The sequence below is a fragment of the Galliscardovia ingluviei genome (assembly GCF_014635685.1).
GTDB lineage: Bacteria > Actinomycetota > Actinomycetes > Actinomycetales > Bifidobacteriaceae > Galliscardovia > Galliscardovia ingluviei.
This window is the reverse complement of sequence record NZ_BMDH01000002.1, coordinates 122,953-140,170: the sequence shown is the minus strand read 5'-3', so window position 1 is coordinate 140,170 and position 17,218 is coordinate 122,953. Positions and strand designations below refer to the sequence as shown.

Sequence of the window (17,218 nt, the reverse complement as noted above, 5' to 3'; positions counted from 1 at the left end):
TCCTCGAACTTACCTTCCGAGCGAGTCGGCTTTTTTATAGCTATAACTTCATAATTACAGCTTTATAGCTATAACTTCATTTCATATTCAAATACACAAATACATATCACAACACAAAATACGAAAACACCGTTTTACACGTTTGGATTTCTTATGAGTAACTTCTTGAGACTGCTAGGGCGAAGGCTTATTGCCCTACCATTTATGGCATTCGGAGTTACATTTTTAGTATTCTTCTTAATGTCATTTTCGAAATATGATCCTGCAGTTGCAGCATTAGGTGAGAACTCTTCTCCTGAAGCTCTAGCTGCCTTCCGTCACGAGATGGGTTATGACCGTCCTTGGTGGGAACAATTCGGTTCCTATATCGTCGGTTTATTCCATGGCAATATGGGAGTGTATGGCGTTAACAAGGATTCTGTCGCTCTACGTGTGGCTCAGGCATTCCCAGTAACCTTGCAGCTGACCTTTATTGGCTTGCTTATTGCAATTATTTTTGCTGTTATTTTTGGTGTGCTTGCAGCATTGTACAGGGATACATGGGTAGATCAAGTTATTCGTGTTATTTCCATTATTGCTATTGCAACACCATCATTCTGGTTAGGTGTATTACTTATTTATATGCTGCAAATTAAAATGGCATGGCTTCCAGGATCTGGTGATTTGGTACCGTTTACTACGGATCCGAGTGCATATCTTGCCCGTATGGCAATGCCTTGTTTTGCACTTGGGCTTCCAGTAGCCGGTCAGCTTACACGTATTATCAGAACCTCTATGGTAGAAGAGCTTGATAAAGACTATGTACGCACAGCAATTGGTGCCGGCATTCCAAAGAGCGTAGTTGTTGCTCGGAATGTGTTTAGGAATGCGCTTATTACGCCTATCACCACATTGGGTATGAAAATCGGGTATTTGATGGGTGGTGCTATTGTTATCGAGGTTATTTTTGCACTTCCAGGTATGGGAACTGCAATGTTTGACGGTATCAATGGTAATCAGCCAATGCTCGTACAAGGTGTGGTATTGGTGGTGGCATTGGCGTTTATCATCATCAACATTATTGTCGACTTGCTGTATGTACTGATTAATCCACGAATTAGGACGGTGTGACATGCTATTTGTAAAAAATCAAGTTGCTGAGGCTGTCACTAAGCCAGGTGTTAAAGTAAAGCGATTCAGGAGCATGTCATTAGGCTCGCAGATCTCTTGTATTGTGATTATTTTGCTTGCTATTTGTGCAATTTTTGCGCCTATTATTGCTCCTAAAGACCCTCTCGCCATTACACAAACTTATCAGGCACCAAGCGCCGAACATTGGTTTGGTACCGATAATCTTGGTCGTGATGTGCTCTCTCGAGTGTTATACGGTGCACGCTATTCGCTGGTTATTGGTCTTTCCTCTATTGCCTTTGCTTTAGTTGTTGGCTCAATTATTGGTGCTATTGCAGCTGTCTCTCGAACATGGATTTCTGAATGCATTATGCGACTTATTGATGTCGTAATGTCCATTCCAGGTATTGCACTGGCTGCGGTTTGTGTTTCCATTTTGGGTCAATCTATGATTGGTATCATTATTTCTATTGGTGTACTGTATGTGCCACAAATTGCTCGTATTGTTCGCGCCAATATTATTAGTGAATACGGCAAAGATTATGTTCGTGCAGTTATTGTTTCTGGTGCTCGTGCTCCTTGGATCTTATTCAAGCATGTCACACGCAATATTGCAGCTCCGGTTATGGTATTTACCACACTTTCTGTTGCTGACGCCATTGTATTTGAGGCTTCGCTAAGCTTTATTAATGCGGGTATTCCAGAACCAATTCCAACATGGGGTAATATTCTGTCCTCTGCAAAAGCCGGTGTGATTTTCGGCTACTGGTGGCAGGCAATGTTCCCAGGTCTTGCGATTATGATCACCGTATTGTGCTTGAATATTCTCTCTGAGGGCATTACTGATGCTATGGTTGCTGCTCCTACAGCACCAATTGATAAGTCTGCAGCAGATGCGGAAGCCGAACGAAAAGAAGATCGTTTGCTTACTGACCCAGTCGCAGCATACCGTGAGCAGCACGATGCATTAGTGGAATCACTTGCTAAACTCAAGGAAGCTGAACTTAAGCGAACTGATCGTTTGCAGCCAACGTCTATGGAGCCTCCAGTTATTGAGGTCAAGGACTTGTGCATTAAGTTCCCTCGCCATGGTGATGTCAATGTTGTTGATCATTTGAGTTTTGCGGTACGTCCTGGTGAAACTATGGGTCTGGTTGGCGAATCTGGTTGCGGCAAGTCCATTACTTCGCTTGCAATTATGGGATTGCTTGATCCTAAAGCAGAAATTACTGGAGAAATACTATTTGACGGTAAGAATCTCGTTGACTTATCTGCAAAGGAACATAATGCTTTGCGTGGTCATGAAATTGCCATGATTTATCAGGATGCTTTAAGCTCGCTGAATCCATCTATGCTGATTAAAACACAAATGAAGCAGCTGACTTCTCGTGGCGGTACACGCACTGCTGAGGAGCTGTTGGAACTGGTCGGTTTGGATCCAAAGCGTACTCTAGAATCTTATCCTCATGAGCTTTCAGGCGGTCAGCGTCAGCGTGTGCTTATTGCAATGGCACTTACTCGTGATCCGAAGTTGATTATTGCTGATGAGCCAACAACTGCTCTTGATGTTACCGTGCAGAAGCAGGTTATTGACTTGCTTAATGAGCTTCGAGAAAAGCTTGGCTTTGCGATGATTTTTGTATCTCATGACTTAGCGTTAGTTGCAAAAGTTGCTCATTCAATTACAGTAATGTATGCGGGTCAGGTTGTTGAACAAGGTTCGACCAAGGAAATCTTAACGGATCCTCGTCATGAGTACACTCGCGGATTACTCGGTTCGGTTACTTCTATTGAAGCGGGTTCTGCTCGTTTGCACCAAGTACCGGGCACAGTTCCTTCTCCTTCAGACTTCCCGAGGGGAGACCGTTTCGCACCGAGGTCTTCGCACCCAGATATTGGTTTGGATACTCGTCCAATAATGAAGCAGGTTCCAGGTACATGGCATTTCTATGCTGCACTGCCTGATGATGTACTTGCCGCAGCAGTTCAAGCCGGACAAGCTCCGATAATAGATCACAATGCGCAATTTACTCAGGCACAAGTTCAGGAAGGAGCACGCTCATGAGTCACGCAAACTCACGCAATATGAAGCCAGTTAACGACCCGAATGTGCCAATTATCGAATTGCAAGATGCTGAAGTAATTTTCACTACACGTGCTGGCTCAGGCTTATTCCATAAGAACCGCATCACGGCCGTCAATAAGGTTAATCTCAAGCTCATGCCTGGTCAGACCATTGGTATTGTTGGAGAGTCAGGATGTGGTAAATCAACAACAGCCAATATTATGTGCGGCCTGCAGCAAGTGACAAGTGGCACAGTGTTGTTCAAAGGGCAGGATGTCACACATCGCACCGCAAAAGAACGCATGGAGATTGGTCGTGTAGTGTCTGTGGTATTCCAAGATCCTGCAACGGCATTAAATGCACGTATGCGCGTTATTGACCAGTTAATTGATCCCTTGGTTGTTCATCATTTAGGTTCAAAAGCTGAACGTGATAAGCGTGCTCGTGAGCTGATTCGCATGGTTGGTTTGCCAAGTCAAGTACTGGGGGCTCTGCCTGGGCAGCTTTCTGGCGGTCAGCGTCAGCGCGTTGCTATTGCACGTGCATTATCGCTTAATCCTGACGCCATCATTGCTGATGAGCCTACCTCTGCGCTGGATGTTTCTGTGCGTGCTCAGATTTTGAATCTGCTTTCAGATCTGAAGAAAACACTGGGACTTTCTATGGTGTTTATTAGTCACGATATTCAAACAATTCGATACATTTCTGACGAAGTTATTGTGATGAATAAAGGCACTATTATTGAACGAGGCGAAACACAGCAAGTTATGCGCCATCCTCAGGATGATTACACCAAGATTCTGATGGCTGCAGCACCATCACTTCTGCATCCATCTGAAGAGGAATGCGCTTAGCATTACACCTCACTTATCTAGGATTTGCATCGTCTCCACACAGCGATGCAGCTGGCTCTGGGAATTCCCCAGAGCCAATTTTTTATGGTCTTTATCGATATGCGCCACGGGTATATGCTGCTGGATATGGGATCTCGTCTCGGCTTAGACCTAGCTTATGTGCTGCTTTCAATGGCCAGTATGGTTCACGCAGTGCTGCACGACCGATTTCTACAACATCAGCCTTACCGCTGGCAATAATCTTCTGTGCTTGCTTTGGTTTAGTAATTAAGCCAACAGCACTTACAGGGATTCGGGCTTCACTGCGAATAGCTTCAGCAAAAGGTACCTGATAATTTGGCTCAACTGGGATACTGACTCCTGGCATAATGCCGCCAGTAGAAACATCAACCAAATCAACACCGTGGTCACGCAGTGCACGTGCAAGTTCAACGCTTTGTTCCAAATCCCAACCGTGTTCAGCCCAATCCGTGGCAGAAATACGAACGATCAGAGGCATATCGCTTGGAATGGTTCCACGCACAGCATCAACTACATCAAGCGTAAGTTTCATACGCCCCTCAAGGGATCCACCATATTCATCGGTACGAGTATTGACAAGTGGATCCAAGAACTGAGAGAGTAGATATCCATGTGCTGCGTGAATTTCGATAGCTTGGAATCCAGCGGCGAGCGCACGCCTAGCTGCAGCAGCAAAATCAGCAATAATGCCATGAATTTCTTCAATAGTGAGGGCATGAGGGCTGACCATACCATCAAAAGCAATATCGGATGGACCTACAGGCTGCCAACCGCCTTGCTCACTAGGTACAGTTTGCCCCTCAAATCCTATGCGGTAGTCGCCACTTGAGGCTTTACGACCAGCATGGTTCAACTGTACTGCCGCAACAGCGCCTGCACGCTTGATACCATCAACAATCCATTTCCATGCTTGTACTTGGTCATCATTCCACAAACCACAATCATTTGGCGAAATACGACCTTCGGCGCTTACGGCAGTGGACTCCGTAATAACCATGCCAAATCCGCCGAGTGCACGTGATACGTAGTGTTGGAAATGAAATGGTGTTGGCTTGCCATCTTGTGCTTCAACCGCGTACATGCACATTGGTGGTAGCCATACACGGTTGCGTACTCGAATACCCCTTAGATCAATAGGATCAAATATACCGTTTGTAGGCTTTGTGTGTTTTGAATGACTCATATTGCTCCATTCGTTACCGTGTAATCCATGTTCATTATAGGAATGCTTCAATGTTTACAAGGACTTTGCTCAAGGTATGACTGATTTAAGCGCTAGGAGTAACTGCGCATGGGGTTGGTGAACAATATATGGCATTGTGTATCGGCGTAATTATTCGGTTAAGTGAGTGCTGACACATGAGTATGAGCATTTTGGATGATAGACGGGAGAAATACCGTAGTACGAATAAAAGGTGAGCCCTGCAGAGGCTCACCTTTATGATATTGTATTTGCAAACTAGAGCGCAGATTGGCTTGCAAACTAGCCTGTAGGCCGGCTCACAAACTAATGGTTTTGCGTATTCGCTTGGTTTTGCTGTTGGTTATTCGTTTGATTTCGCTGGTTTTGCTGCGTAGTAGAACGCGAAGCAGTTTTATTGCTAAAGGCAGTGAGCGCAGGATCAGGAGTACCATAATTGTTATCTGCAGGGATATTGGCGGCAGCAAGATAGGATTCCATGAACTTCTTCCACGTTGGCAGTGCTAAATACAAACCGTACCATGTACTGTAGTAGCGACCATTAATATTACCATGGATACCATTATTTGGATTTTCAGCATCAACAATAACACTAAATGCGGAAACTTGTGGCACAAAACCACCTGTAGTCAAACCAGTCTGCTCGTTAGTACCCGTTTTTGCAAAGGTTTTACGACCGCCAGAAAGTTGTGCTGGTGAAGCAATACCTTTAGTAACATTTAAGTTCATGGCGTAAGCTGTAGACTGTGCAACATTAGGAGGAATAGCTTGATGACAGTCTGCACTTGGAACTTTGAATTCTTTTCCAGTGCTATTGGTTACTTTGGTTAATGCAATTGGTGTACATGCTACACCATTCGCGGCAATAGTGGCATATACATTAGCCATAGTAAGTGGCGAAGGATTCATTGTACCAATCACCATAGTTGGTGAATATGAAGGCAGCTTAGAAATATCCGTACCATCGCCATTGTGGAATCCCAACGCAGTAGCTGTGTTAGCAATAGTACGCAAACCAATACGCTGTGCCATAGATGCCTGGATGGTGTTATGTGACTGATTAAGACCGTTCAATGGCGTTTCTGGATTAACTGTGCCGCCTGAATCGTTAGTAACATGCCAAACTTCATTGCCTCCAGAGTCTGGGAATGAAGAAAGTGGGTAGTTAGTAGTCGTTGGCAAATATTCATTCATAGAATGACCAGCCTGTAACCAAGCAACCATGTTAATCGGCTTCCATGTAGAACCAATTTGGAAACCCATGCCGCCACCATCGACACGGTCTACTGCGTAGTTCATTGATGTTCTTGTTGGGTCAGAGCCAGAAACATCATAAATTCTATTTTGGGCAATAGCAAGCACTTCACCAGTTCCAGGCTTGATTGCTGCAAGTATACTCTCATAGCCGCTTGGATCTGTGGTTGGTAGATAGCTTTCAATAGCATCTTGTGCTGCATTCTGTGCATTGATGTCGAGTGTAGTGTAGATACTCAAGCCACCTCGGCGGATAAGGTTCTTTCGATCTTGTAATGTTTTGCCAAATTCTTTGGAATTCTCAATTTGGTGTAATGCATAATCGCAGAAATACGCAGCATTTCCTGCAGCCTGACATCCCACTGGAACATCTTGTACATGGAGGGTATCTGCGATAGGGATTTTTTTAGCTTCGTCGGTATCCTTTTTATCGACAAAACCCCATTGACTCATTAAATCAAGTGTAATATTGCGCTGATGTTGTGATTCTTCTGGGTTTACCGTCGGATCAAAATTCGCAGGGTTTTTAGTAATTGCAGCAATAGTTGCTGCCTCGACCAGAGACAGGTCTTTTGCACTCTTGGAGAAGTAATGTTGTGCAGCAGTTTCTACACCGTACACGTTCTTACCAAATTGTGCAATATTAAGGTACCCTTGCAGAATTTCTTCTTTGCTATACTGTTTTTCAAGCTCTACAGCAATGAGCATCTCACGTAGTTTACGTGCGATTGTTTCTTCTTGAGCATGGTATGCGCCGATCGGATCATCATTTTGAATGGCTTGATCGATTAAAATATTTTTTACATACTGCTGTGTAAGTGTAGAACCACCTTGTGTATCGCCTTTTTTGACATAGGTTTGCACAAAAGCGCGCGCAATACCCTGTGGATCGATGCCTGTATGTTCCCAGAAACGGTGATCTTCTCGAGCGACAACAGCTTTTTGCATAACATCAGCGATATCTTTTAATGGCACAATAATGCGGTTTTGTTCATAAAATGTTGCAATTACTGTTTTGCCATCGGAAGCATACATACGGGATTGTTGTGGCAAATCTGCTAAATCAAAGTTGAGATCTTCCGGCTTGAGTGTGGAGGTGAGTCCTTGTGTTACGGTGTTTGCGCCGAAAACTGCTGGTAAGAAAAATCCAGTAGCAACAGCACCGCCAGCAATGCAGAACATCAAGAATGCTAATATCAAAGCAAGCACTCGTCGAAATGTTAGGGGAGTCTTTTCAGGCATGTTCTCTATTGTAAAAGGATATGCCAACCTTTTAACCTATGCGTGGTGCTGTTCGCACGATTTGCACTATATCTGTACACATACAATATTTGTATAGATGCCTTCGCATGTATAGACGTTATGCATATTGATAAAGATGCATAACGTTGTAACAAATTTATATATGTATTGACAAAATCAGCAATTACTGGTGTGCTCTGCGAATAAGTTTGCCAGGCTGATAAATAATAATAGTGTGTCCGCGTCTTGAAATCCAATGACGCTGAGTAAAGTCCATGAGAGCTTTGTTCACGGTCTCTCTGGAAGCGCCAACAAGCTGTGCCATTTCTTCTTGGGTAAGATCGTGAGGGACCACTAGACCGTCTTCGCTTGGTTCGCCGAAGCGCTGTGCTAAATCAATGAGTGTTTTTGCAAGTCTGCCTGGCACGTCCATAAAGACGAGATCGCTAATACGCTCGTTATTAAGTCGTGCTCTATTAGCTAATACTTGCAACATATCGATAGCTACTCGAGGGTGCTCACTCAGCCATGCAAAAAGGGCATTGCGTTCGAGAGAGGCAACAATAGTGCCATGCGTCATACATACTGCAGAAGCTGTGCGCGGACCACCAGTTGGATCAAATACTGGAATTTCACCTAGTAATTCGCCTCGTCCATGAATAGATAACAGGTGAATACGGTGATCGCTGGATTCACGTGTTAATTTCACGCGACCGTACTCCAGTAAATACATACGCCTATCGGTATCGCCTTCACGAAATACTGATTCGCCCTTGTTGTAGCGGTGGGTTTGCATATGCGGAAGTAGCTGGTCAGCCTCCTGTGGTTTTACTTGCTTAAATAATGCAGTGCGTAACAGTGCTTCACGTCGGAGATCCTGTTCGTTAAAATCTTGGCTTGCCAAGTGTTCACCCCCCATATCGTTCAGCTTCATTGCTTAACAGTAATGCAATTATTCGATTGTTACTTTACTGCATTCGATTATGCATTATGCATAAGTCAACAGCATAAGTCATACAAAGCACTATTATAGCTATACTTTCTGTGCTGCGTGTCGTTTTGTCACTTTTTTCACTGGTGTGTTGTGAGTGCTCACACGTGTGTTGTAAATATATCAAAATAGTCAAAAATATTTTAACCAATTGTTCATTTAAGTTTGCTTTTTTGAGTTTTTATGTGCGATAATGTAATTATGATTTCATCGCAACGACAACACGTGATTCTCAGTCGACTACGCACACGGGGCGCTGTGCGTATTACGGCACTGAGCAAAGAACTTGGCGTCTCATCAATGACGATCAGACGAGATATTACCGAGCTTGCAGATAAGGGGCTGCTCAAGCGCGTACACGGTGGAGCAGTAACAACCAGTACCTTACTTGCAGAACCGCTTTTTTCTGTTAAATCGCAAATGGAAATTGGGTTGAAAGATACTATTGCTAATGCGGCAATACGCTATGTAGGGCCAGGTGATGTTATTGCTATCGGCGGCGGTACAACAGCATATGTATTTGCACAGCATTTGCTGGAAAGTGACCATGCATCGGGTATTACGATACTTACAAACTCCATTCCAGTAGCAGAGCTCGTGCAGGCCATGGAAAACAAAGATGTAGAAGTTATTGTTACCGGTGGCGTATTAACCAGATCTAATGCGCTTGTCGGTCCTATTGCGGATAAGGTTATTTCAAGTTTGCGTGTCAATACACTATTTTTAGGTACTCATTCAGTTTCTATGCCTCGCGGATTCCTCACTCCAAACTCTTTGGAGTCGGCTACGGACGCTGCACTTATTTCTATTGCTGATCGTTCAATTGTGTTAGCAGATCATACCAAATGGGAAAATACTTCGCTGTCGATGTTCGCTAGTTTTGCAGACATCGATGTGTTGATAACCGACGACGGACTGTCTCCTGAACTTGCCCAAAAAGCCCAAGAACTCGTCAGAAATCTTGTGCTAGCACCACAGTCAGGAGTAGAAGCCTTACCTCAATCGATTAGTGCCGCAAATACTGGAATTTCAGGATTAGGTGCCAATACAGCCAATGCCAGTGTTCATATGACACACACTTCAGGATTACAACAACATTCACCATTTGGAAATTATGGAGAAGATTATGAATAATTCAGCCGAGTCGCAGCAAACGCCATTTGTATACTATCAGCCTAGCGCATATGCAAAAGAGCATATTCGTATCACGCCTACAACACTTGCCGATGGTAGAGATTTCTTCTATTTAGACGATGATCCTGCATACGTTAGCGGCGAGCGCACACGTGAACTTACCGATCCACGCCAGCTTGATTATCGTTTTGCTTCGCATCTAGATGCCGATGGTCACGAAGTGCCTTATGCTGCTCCACAAATGCGTCGTGATCCACTTACCGGTGATTGGATTCCTATGGCAACCGCACGTATGAATCGCCCAATTACAGCGGGTCCAGGTGCGACGGCAACAGGAAATCCACTGGCGGCTCGCAAACCGGGAGACCCATATCAAGATGGCGAAGTGCCAGATACTGATTACAATGTGGTCGTTTTTGAAAATCGATTCCCATCCATGGTGCAGGTGCCGGGAGTAAGCGCCGATGTGCAGTATGTTGATGGTAATCCTTTGTGGGAACGTCGTAATGCTGCGGGGCGGTGTGAAGTAATCTGCTTTGATCCTAATGAACATGGTCTTCCAGCAGATTTGCCTGTTGAGCGTTTGCGTACAGTTGTTGAAGCATGGGCATTCCGTACAGCAGAAATCTCCCATATTGAAGGTATTGAGCAGATTTTCCCATTTGAAAATCACGGTGCAGAAATTGGTGTGTCGCTGGCTCATCCCCATGGTCAGGTGTACTGCTATCCATTTATTGCTCCAAAACTGGAAACTGAATTGCAGCACACTGAGCAGTATTTTGAACGCACAGGTGGCAACCTGCTCAAAGACTTGATGCAGTCTGAACTCGAAGCTCAAGAGCGTGTGGTGATGCGCAATCACAGTTGGGTTGCTTATGTGCCTGCAGCTGCTCGCTGGCCATTGGAAGTACATGTGGCTCCAGTGCGCGATGTGCTTACAATCGACGAGCTTGATGATCAGGAGCGTTGGGATTTGGCACAGATGTATTCGACATTACTGAAGCGTGGTAATGCTTTCTTTGATACTGGTGACGGAAAAGGTATGGATTTGCCATATATTGCAGCATGGCATCAGGCTCCAATTCATGATGCGCGCCGTGAGCATTATCGCTTGAATTTGCAGTTCTTCTCATTCCGCAGAGCTGCAAATAAAATCAAATATCTTGCAGGTTCTGAATCTGGCATGGCTGCTTGGATTTCTGATACCACTCCAGAGCTAATCGCTAAGCGATTCCATGAGCTTGGACCTATTGATATTGATGCCTAACTTGCGTGAAGCGCGTAATGAACTATGTGTAGGACCAACCGTGAAATGAAAACTATGTGATGCATTAACGGTTTGCTGAAAAGGAATACCTATGAGTGAAGTAGCATTTATTGAGCCCCTCACCGATGAAGTTGGTGCGGCTCGTGCAACACAATTATTTGAACAAAGTTTTGGTCAGACGCCACAAGGAGTGTGGGCAGCACCAGGTAGAGTAAATCTTATTGGTGAACACACTGATTACAATGCTGGCTTATGCCTTCCTATTGCATTGCCGCATCGTACTTATGTAGCTTTGCGTCCTCGTGTAGATACTGTGGTTCGCGTGGTATCAGATCTCGCCCCTGAACATATCGGTTCGGCTGATTTAGATGGTCTGCGTGCAGGTAGCGTAGACGGCTGGGCGGCATATGTAGTTGGCGTAGCATGGGCACTACGTCAGGCGGGCTTCGAGCAGGTGCGCGGTTTTGATGCAGCGTTTAGCTCCTGCGTGCCATTGGGTTCCGGGTTAAGTTCTTCTGCTGCTATGACATGTTCTACAGCGCTCGCCCTCGATGACGTATTTGCATTGGGCTTTGGTGGTAGCGATGAAGGGCGGTTAACGCTTATTCGGGCTGCTATTACTTCTGAAAATGATATGGCAGGCGCGTCTACTGGTGGTCTTGATCAGAGTGCTTCTATGCGCTGTACGCTGGGGCATGCGTTGCGCCTTGATTTTACTCCAGGATTAAGCGCTATGGAGTCTGCTCAGGCAGAGTCTTTTGATCTGGGTGCGCATAACTTAGAGTTGCTCGTGCTTGATACTCGCGCTCCTCATCAACTTAATGATGGACAATATGCGAATAGGCGCTCCACTTGCGAGGCGGCAGCTCAGGCCTTGGGGTACCGTAATCTGCGCGAAGTCGCTGATGAAGTTAATGCTAGTGAGCATCCTGATCGGGCATTGCAGGCAGTGCTTGACAAACTGCCAGACGAGGTTAGCGTTAAGCGCGTGCGTCATGTTATTACTGAAATTGCACGAGTTGACGAATTTATCCAAGCATTTGCACAAGGTGAGATTGCTCGCGCAGGACAGTTGTTTAATGCTTCACATGATTCTTTGCGTGATGATTATGAAGTTACTGTGCCCGAGCTCGACCTTGCTGTTGATGTGGCTCGCTCTCATGGTGCATATGGTGCTCGAATGACTGGCGGCGGCTTTGGTGGATCAATTATTGCTTTAGTTGATGCAGGTCATGCTCGTGAGGTTGCTCAAGCAATTGCTGATGCGTTTGCAGAGCATGGATTCAACGCTCCTCAAGCACTGCCTGCGTTTGCAGCACAATGCGCTAGTAAAGTAGCGTAAAGTCGCATAGCACCGCATTGCGTACTGCAGGTTTTGTAGTACGCAATGCAAGGTTTGTGGTACATATGAGAGCATGTGATTGATCGCAAACATAAGTGGTGGGGTAAAAGCCTATCCCACCACTTCTTTATGTAGAGCTTATACATATATGTCTACACATATATGTATATGAGACTAAGCAGCAACTACCTATAATACTTGAAATTACTGGAGTTCTTGCTGGTCGAGAATCGCTTCAATTGGACGATAATGCTCATATACTGCCGCCTTATATTGTTCGGCATCTCCAGCAATTGCCGCATCAAGCATCTGCTGATGAGCATGTGCTGTGGTATCTAGTTCAGTGCTTACTGCAAGTCCGAGCTGAGGTAATACTGCCATATGCACCAGCCACAAGCTATGAGCAAGCTGCACAAGTACATGATTGTCTGTAAGTGACAATAAGTAGTAATGGAATACAATATCCTGCTGCAAAAATGCGTCACCTTGTTGCGCTGACTCATTCATACTTGCGATTATCTGCTCAAGTTCTGGCTGTTTGGTGCCATGTAATCTTGCGACAATCTCTTCTGCTGCTCCTAAATCAAGTGAGCGGCGTACTTGAATAACATCACGCAATTCCTGCAAATTGCGCTTTTTGGATGCCCCTATCATGGCGCGGAAAGCCAATGTCTCTACCAAAGGATCAAGAGAGAGATCTCCTACGAAAGTTCCTTTACCATGCGTAACTTGCACAATATGCAGAGCTTCAAGTTTGCGCACAGCCTCTCTAATAGAAGAACGTGAAGCGCCGAGTTCATCACATAGTGTTTGTTCTGTTGGTAGTACGTCTCCTGGCATGAGCTCGTGATCAATAATATATGACTTAATCGCTGTCATGGTTTCATCAACTCGACTGGAGGCTGCATGCAATTTATTTTGGGCATGGGGTATGCCTAGCGATGGTGAGCCTGCCTGTTGCATCAACAATGACGTATTGGTTGATGGCAGTGTAATTGTTGCTGGTGGAAGAAATAGCGGTTTTTCTGCTATATCTTCTATAAACTGGGTAAATGAGTGCTCGGAAGAGTCGGTGGTATGCGCAATATGATGTGCAGAAGATGTCTGGTCTTTGCCAGAAGAATCATGTTGAGCCGCCATGATAGTTCCTTTCATCGCGCGATATGCACAGGTGCCGATTCCAATATGTCTATTCTATAGTATGTATAACGATGTTCGTGTCTTTTGTGTGTGACTTTTGGTGTGTGGCATAAGTGACATGTGTGCGCAGTATTAAGTTGTTATAGACGATTTTGAAGATGGGTACATTCTATTCGATATGAGGATTATCAAACCATTGCAATGGGATTTGAGTAAAGTATAGTCCCTGCCATTCGTGCTCCCACAGTAATCCTAAATTACCATTAGCCAGCCAAGCCATACATTGATAGACATAGTGGAATGGTCTAAACGTACGCGAAATATTAAACGTTGTACCCCCATCCTCGCTTAGTCGCAAGACACCAGCTCCACGATAAGGGAGCAGTTGCGATGCATTAGCAAATACAAGCCGATTAGGATGCTCAGCATCGGATAGAGAAATGGCGTTTGGTTGTGAAAAAATCTCAGGAAGCTGGCTATGAAAATAAGGAGTACCCCAAGTTTCCCCGCCATCATGTGAGATGGCAATAGCAACCTTTCCCTCAGGATGCTGATTGCGCATAAAGAAGATAATAGAACCATCCTCACGCTCTACTGGCACACACTCATAGAGACAGGCCTCAGCATCTTCAAATGTTTCAGGATCTATAGTGCTTCCATTGAACATACGATTGTCATTAGTAGAATGGCTGCGTTCCCATGTAATGCCGTGATCGTCAGAATATACTACTGCTGTAGAAAAGCGCATACTATTACGACCGCTAAAATACACTGGCATAATAATGCGTCCTACATGTGTGCCATGGTGTAACACAATTCCGTTTCCAGGGCTGGTCCCTAAGAAAGACATCCATGGTTCTTTAACCATATGGTTGATAGTGTGTGGCTCACTCCATGTTTCGCCTTCGTCATCAGAATACAGAACTTCAAGGAAACATGTGCGTTCTACGAGTAGAGTTTGATGTGGATTTTTGTCCTGCGCGCACCAAATATTGCCACCATCGTGTCCATCGAAGTTGACATTACCTTGACTATCTACTGTATATGCGGTAGCTGCACCTTCACTATCAGTTACTGTGCCATCATCATGCAGGGTGTATATCTGGTCTTGTTTGTCATGTAGAAGAAGCTCTCCTTGGGTATTTGCTCCCAATCCATATCCACAGTTTGGCTGACCAATATTGCCCGGAAAACGATCGATAAGCGCGATAACACGATGTGCCTGTTCGTCATAGACCAGTACAGAATCGCTTGCCGAGGCTCCGCTGTGCCCTGATCCTGGTGAATCGATAATAGTTTGTACTGGTAACCATGTTGCACCATTATCAAGTGAGCGGCGAATAGTGAAATTAATGTGGTTTGGGCTGTCATTTGGGATTGTTGTTCGTTGATCTGCACCAGCAATAACTACTCCTGTTGGTAGAGCAATAAGTGAGGGAATTCGGTATGAGCTGGATCCCATAAGCCCACGGTCAAACAGTGCTTGTGTAGATAGTGGAGCAATACGTGCTAAGTGTTTAATTTGTGAGTCATTAAGCGGTGTTGGATAAATCATAGCCTGTGTAGCTTCACCGAATAAACGAATGCCGATAGTGTCTTGTCCTATAACGACGGTGTCTAATTCGTCAATATCGGCGAAGAATGGTTGTCCTGGTTCGTGAAGCTCTCTAAAACCATCGACATAGATTTCTATTGCGCCATAAGCTGCAGTGACTACGACATCATGCCAATTACCGTCATCCCATGCGCCTTGAGCATGGAATATACGCCATTGACCGTATTTACCAAATACGCGATAGGTGATTCCTGTTGTGTCAATGGCAAGGGACATAGCTTCACGTCCTGCTCCTGCAGCAGCAAACATAGTTCCAGCTTGACCATGCCCACGCACGCGGAAGATAACTCGAATACTTCCTGATATAAGCTCGCCCACTTGCATAACATCATATGAAGAGAGATACGGAGCTGCAAACTCTATAAGTGCTGTTGGAGTAGTGGCTTGGGCTAACACTTCTTGTGGTGTGGCAACGCGATCGCTGATTGCAAACTCTCGAATATTGATGAGTGCATTTTCGACAAGGGTATAGTTTGCATCGTCTCCGAGATCGGTAAAAAATGCGGATGTTGTTCCGCCGAATTCTTGATAACCGTCTATAAATATTCGTGTGCCGGAAGAATCAACGGTTATAGCAATGCTATGCCATTGGTTGTCGGCTAGATTGCGAATATCTTCTATTTCAAGTAGTGCAGTTTGCTCTTGAGTGGTAACTCGATATACGAGTTGGTTATTGGTTATGGTAAGACATATTTCGCCTGTTGATCCTTGGGCTGTAAATAATGGTGTATCGATACGTGTTTGTATATCAAATGTGATGGTTCCTTGGCTGTAGGCTGGGCACGGATTGGACGCCATTGTCATCTCCTTATGTACATCTTCGCTAAGTAAACTAAACATCAGACGTCAGACATCTTGAATTAGCATACCATAATCTGTTTTGAAGTACAACGCAGTTGGTGGCTGTATATGTTGACAACACAAGGATTCGTGTTGTCTTGCGTGTTGTGCTATAACTATAATAAAACATAAGACATCAGACAAATGACATCGGACAAATAGAGTGTGTGCTACATAGGCGTAGTGCATACCCAGTGTCAAAAAGGAACACCATGCGACAGCAAGCACAACAGATTCCATTCGTCGTAGGAGCTTATGCTTCTATGCCGGCAGATAAAGAGAGTCAATCACAGTATTACCAACTCTTAGGAGAACAGTCTTGGATTGCAGGAACTGAACTGCCATATCCCGGAGATTTAGCAGACACTGCTACGAGGGCTTGGTTGGCAACCACGTTACCAAAGCATTGGCATGCCAATACGGTAACGGCAATCCCTGGAACGATGCAACATGTGTGGAAAGATGGCACATTTGGTCTTGCAAGCCCTGACGAGCAAGGTCGGAATGCAGCTATCCAGTGGCTGAAAACATTGCGCGATGCTGTAGAAGACGTTGCTCAATTACGTGGTTCGGATGATATTACAGCAATAGAAATCCACAGTGCGCCGACCGAATTAGCAGATGCAGCAGCATTCCAGCGCTCGCTTGAAGAAGTCTGCGCATGGAATTGGTCGGGGGCTCAGCTGGTTATTGAACATTGCGATCGGTATATTGCTGAGCAAAAGCCAGAAAAAGGCTTTCTGAGCATCGATCAAGAAATTGCAGTTGCGCAACAACTCGGCATTGGGATCACTATCAATTGGGGTAGAAGTGCTGTGGAAGGGCGTGATGCTCTCACGCCTCAGCAGCATGTTGAGGCTGCAGCTACAGCAGGAGTACTACAAGGATTGATGTTCTCTGGCGCCGGTCCTGAAGAGACGCAATACGGTTACTCGTGGATTGACGGTCATTTGCCAATGAATGTTGATGAGCCAAGCTCGCTGATGGATGCCGAACGTATTCAAGCATGCACGCGAATTGCCATCGATCAAGCTGAGCAGTTGCAATATTTGGGTGCCAAGATTTGCGTGCCCAAAGATGCAACGTTGGCAACAAGACTATCGTTCTTGCAGCATATTCATGATGCAGTAATTGCTGCATAA

The 17,218-nt window shown here is 45.0% G+C and carries 12 protein-coding genes; 7 read left to right on the top strand and 5 right to left on the bottom strand.

All coding sequences use genetic code 11. The features are described 5' to 3' along the window. Window positions 1–153 precede the first annotated feature (153 nt). From IEU85_RS04795 to IEU85_RS04785, 3 genes are read left to right on the top strand one after another with little or no spacing between them, the layout of a single operon-like run. Window positions 154–1,110 (top strand): ABC transporter permease, encoded by a 957-nt coding sequence (locus tag IEU85_RS04795; RefSeq protein WP_268234210.1) that lies wholly within the window; start codon window positions 154–156, stop codon window positions 1,108–1,110. Between the two features lies 1 nt (window position 1,111). Beyond that, the gene (locus IEU85_RS04790) at window positions 1,112–3,175 is read left to right on the top strand and encodes a dipeptide/oligopeptide/nickel ABC transporter permease/ATP-binding protein (protein ID WP_188355112.1); all 2,064 of its coding nucleotides are present in this window, start codon (window positions 1,112–1,114) and stop codon (window positions 3,173–3,175) included. Continuing rightward, on the top strand, window positions 3,172–4,029 hold the full coding sequence (locus IEU85_RS04785; protein ID WP_188355111.1) for an ABC transporter ATP-binding protein: 858 nt from the start codon (window positions 3,172–3,174) through the stop codon (window positions 4,027–4,029). Before IEU85_RS04790 ends, IEU85_RS04785 begins: the two co-directional genes overlap by 4 nt. Before the next feature lie 91 nt (window positions 4,030–4,120). Here the strand turns inward: IEU85_RS04785 and IEU85_RS04780 are convergent, their stop codons facing one another. The 3 genes from IEU85_RS04780 to IEU85_RS04770 all read right to left on the bottom strand — a co-directional run bounded on the left by IEU85_RS04780 (window position 4,121) and on the right by IEU85_RS04770 (window position 8,666). Then, on the bottom strand, window positions 4,121–5,233 hold the full coding sequence (locus IEU85_RS04780) for an NADH:flavin oxidoreductase/NADH oxidase (protein WP_188355110.1): 1,113 nt from the start codon (window positions 5,231–5,233) through the stop codon (window positions 4,121–4,123). A 324-nt stretch (window positions 5,234–5,557) separates the two neighbouring features. After that, window positions 5,558–7,747, bottom strand: coding sequence for a transglycosylase domain-containing protein (locus tag IEU85_RS04775; RefSeq protein WP_188355109.1), 2,190 nt, complete (start codon window positions 7,745–7,747; stop codon window positions 5,558–5,560). Window positions 7,748–7,931: 184 nt separating this feature from the next. After that, a complete protein-coding gene (locus tag IEU85_RS04770; protein WP_188355336.1) occupies window positions 7,932–8,666 on the bottom strand; it encodes a Crp/Fnr family transcriptional regulator in 735 nt (244 codons plus the stop codon). Between the two features lie 255 nt (window positions 8,667–8,921). On the opposite strand from IEU85_RS04770, the gene IEU85_RS04765 reads away from it, so the two are divergent. The 3 genes from IEU85_RS04765 (at window position 8,922) to galK (ending at window position 12,481) form a co-directional block, all read left to right on the top strand. Beyond that, window positions 8,922–9,872 (top strand): DeoR/GlpR family DNA-binding transcription regulator, encoded by a 951-nt coding sequence (locus IEU85_RS04765; protein WP_188355108.1) that lies wholly within the window; start codon window positions 8,922–8,924, stop codon window positions 9,870–9,872. Continuing rightward, window positions 9,865–11,139, top strand: coding sequence for a galactose-1-phosphate uridylyltransferase (gene galT / locus IEU85_RS04760; protein WP_188355107.1), 1,275 nt, complete (start codon window positions 9,865–9,867; stop codon window positions 11,137–11,139). The genes IEU85_RS04765 and galT overlap by 8 nt, the downstream gene beginning before the upstream one ends. 91 nt (window positions 11,140–11,230) lie before the next feature. Further along, complete coding sequence (gene galK / locus IEU85_RS04755; RefSeq protein WP_188355106.1) at window positions 11,231–12,481, top strand: galactokinase; 1,251 nt, start codon at window positions 11,231–11,233, stop codon at window positions 12,479–12,481. A 204-nt stretch (window positions 12,482–12,685) separates the two neighbouring features. Here the strand turns inward: galK and IEU85_RS04750 are convergent, their stop codons facing one another. Both IEU85_RS04750 and IEU85_RS04745 read right to left on the bottom strand, forming a co-directional pair. Beyond that, window positions 12,686–13,621 carry a FadR/GntR family transcriptional regulator gene (locus IEU85_RS04750; RefSeq protein WP_229714762.1) on the bottom strand — a complete coding sequence of 312 codons (936 nt, stop codon included), beginning with the start codon at window positions 13,619–13,621 and terminating at the stop codon, window positions 12,686–12,688. A 169-nt stretch (window positions 13,622–13,790) separates the two neighbouring features. Further along, entirely contained in the window at window positions 13,791–16,034 is a 2,244-nt protein-coding gene (locus IEU85_RS04745; protein WP_229714761.1) for an exo-alpha-sialidase, read from the bottom strand. Between the two features lie 254 nt (window positions 16,035–16,288). On the opposite strand from IEU85_RS04745, the gene IEU85_RS04740 reads away from it, so the two are divergent. Beyond that, on the top strand, window positions 16,289–17,218 hold the full coding sequence (locus IEU85_RS04740; protein ID WP_188355104.1) for a DUF4862 family protein: 930 nt from the start codon (window positions 16,289–16,291) through the stop codon (window positions 17,216–17,218).

Bases quoted from the DNA above. Each gene is read 5' to 3' on its own strand.
- IEU85_RS04795 (WP_268234210.1), top strand. From the start codon at position 154: ATGAGTAACTTCTTGAGACTGCTAGGGCGAAGGCTTATTGCCCTACCA.
- IEU85_RS04790 (WP_188355112.1), top strand. From the start codon at position 1,112: ATGCTATTTGTAAAAAATCAAGTTGCTGAGGCTGTCACTAAGCCAGGT.
- IEU85_RS04785 (WP_188355111.1), top strand. From the start codon at position 3,172: ATGAGTCACGCAAACTCACGCAATATGAAGCCAGTTAACGACCCGAAT.
- IEU85_RS04780 (WP_188355110.1), bottom strand. From the start codon at position 5,233: ATGAGTCATTCAAAACACACAAAGCCTACAAACGGTATATTTGATCCT.
- IEU85_RS04775 (WP_188355109.1), bottom strand. From the start codon at position 7,747: ATGCCTGAAAAGACTCCCCTAACATTTCGACGAGTGCTTGCTTTGATA.
- IEU85_RS04770 (WP_188355336.1), bottom strand. From the start codon at position 8,666: ATGGGGGGTGAACACTTGGCAAGCCAAGATTTTAACGAACAGGATCTC.
- IEU85_RS04765 (WP_188355108.1), top strand. From the start codon at position 8,922: ATGTGCGATAATGTAATTATGATTTCATCGCAACGACAACACGTGATT.
- galT (WP_188355107.1), top strand. From the start codon at position 9,865: ATGAATAATTCAGCCGAGTCGCAGCAAACGCCATTTGTATACTATCAG.
- galK (WP_188355106.1), top strand. From the start codon at position 11,231: ATGAGTGAAGTAGCATTTATTGAGCCCCTCACCGATGAAGTTGGTGCG.
- IEU85_RS04750 (WP_229714762.1), bottom strand. From the start codon at position 13,621: ATGGCGGCTCAACATGATTCTTCTGGCAAAGACCAGACATCTTCTGCA.
- IEU85_RS04745 (WP_229714761.1), bottom strand. From the start codon at position 16,034: ATGGCGTCCAATCCGTGCCCAGCCTACAGCCAAGGAACCATCACATTT.
- IEU85_RS04740 (WP_188355104.1), top strand. From the start codon at position 16,289: ATGCGACAGCAAGCACAACAGATTCCATTCGTCGTAGGAGCTTATGCT.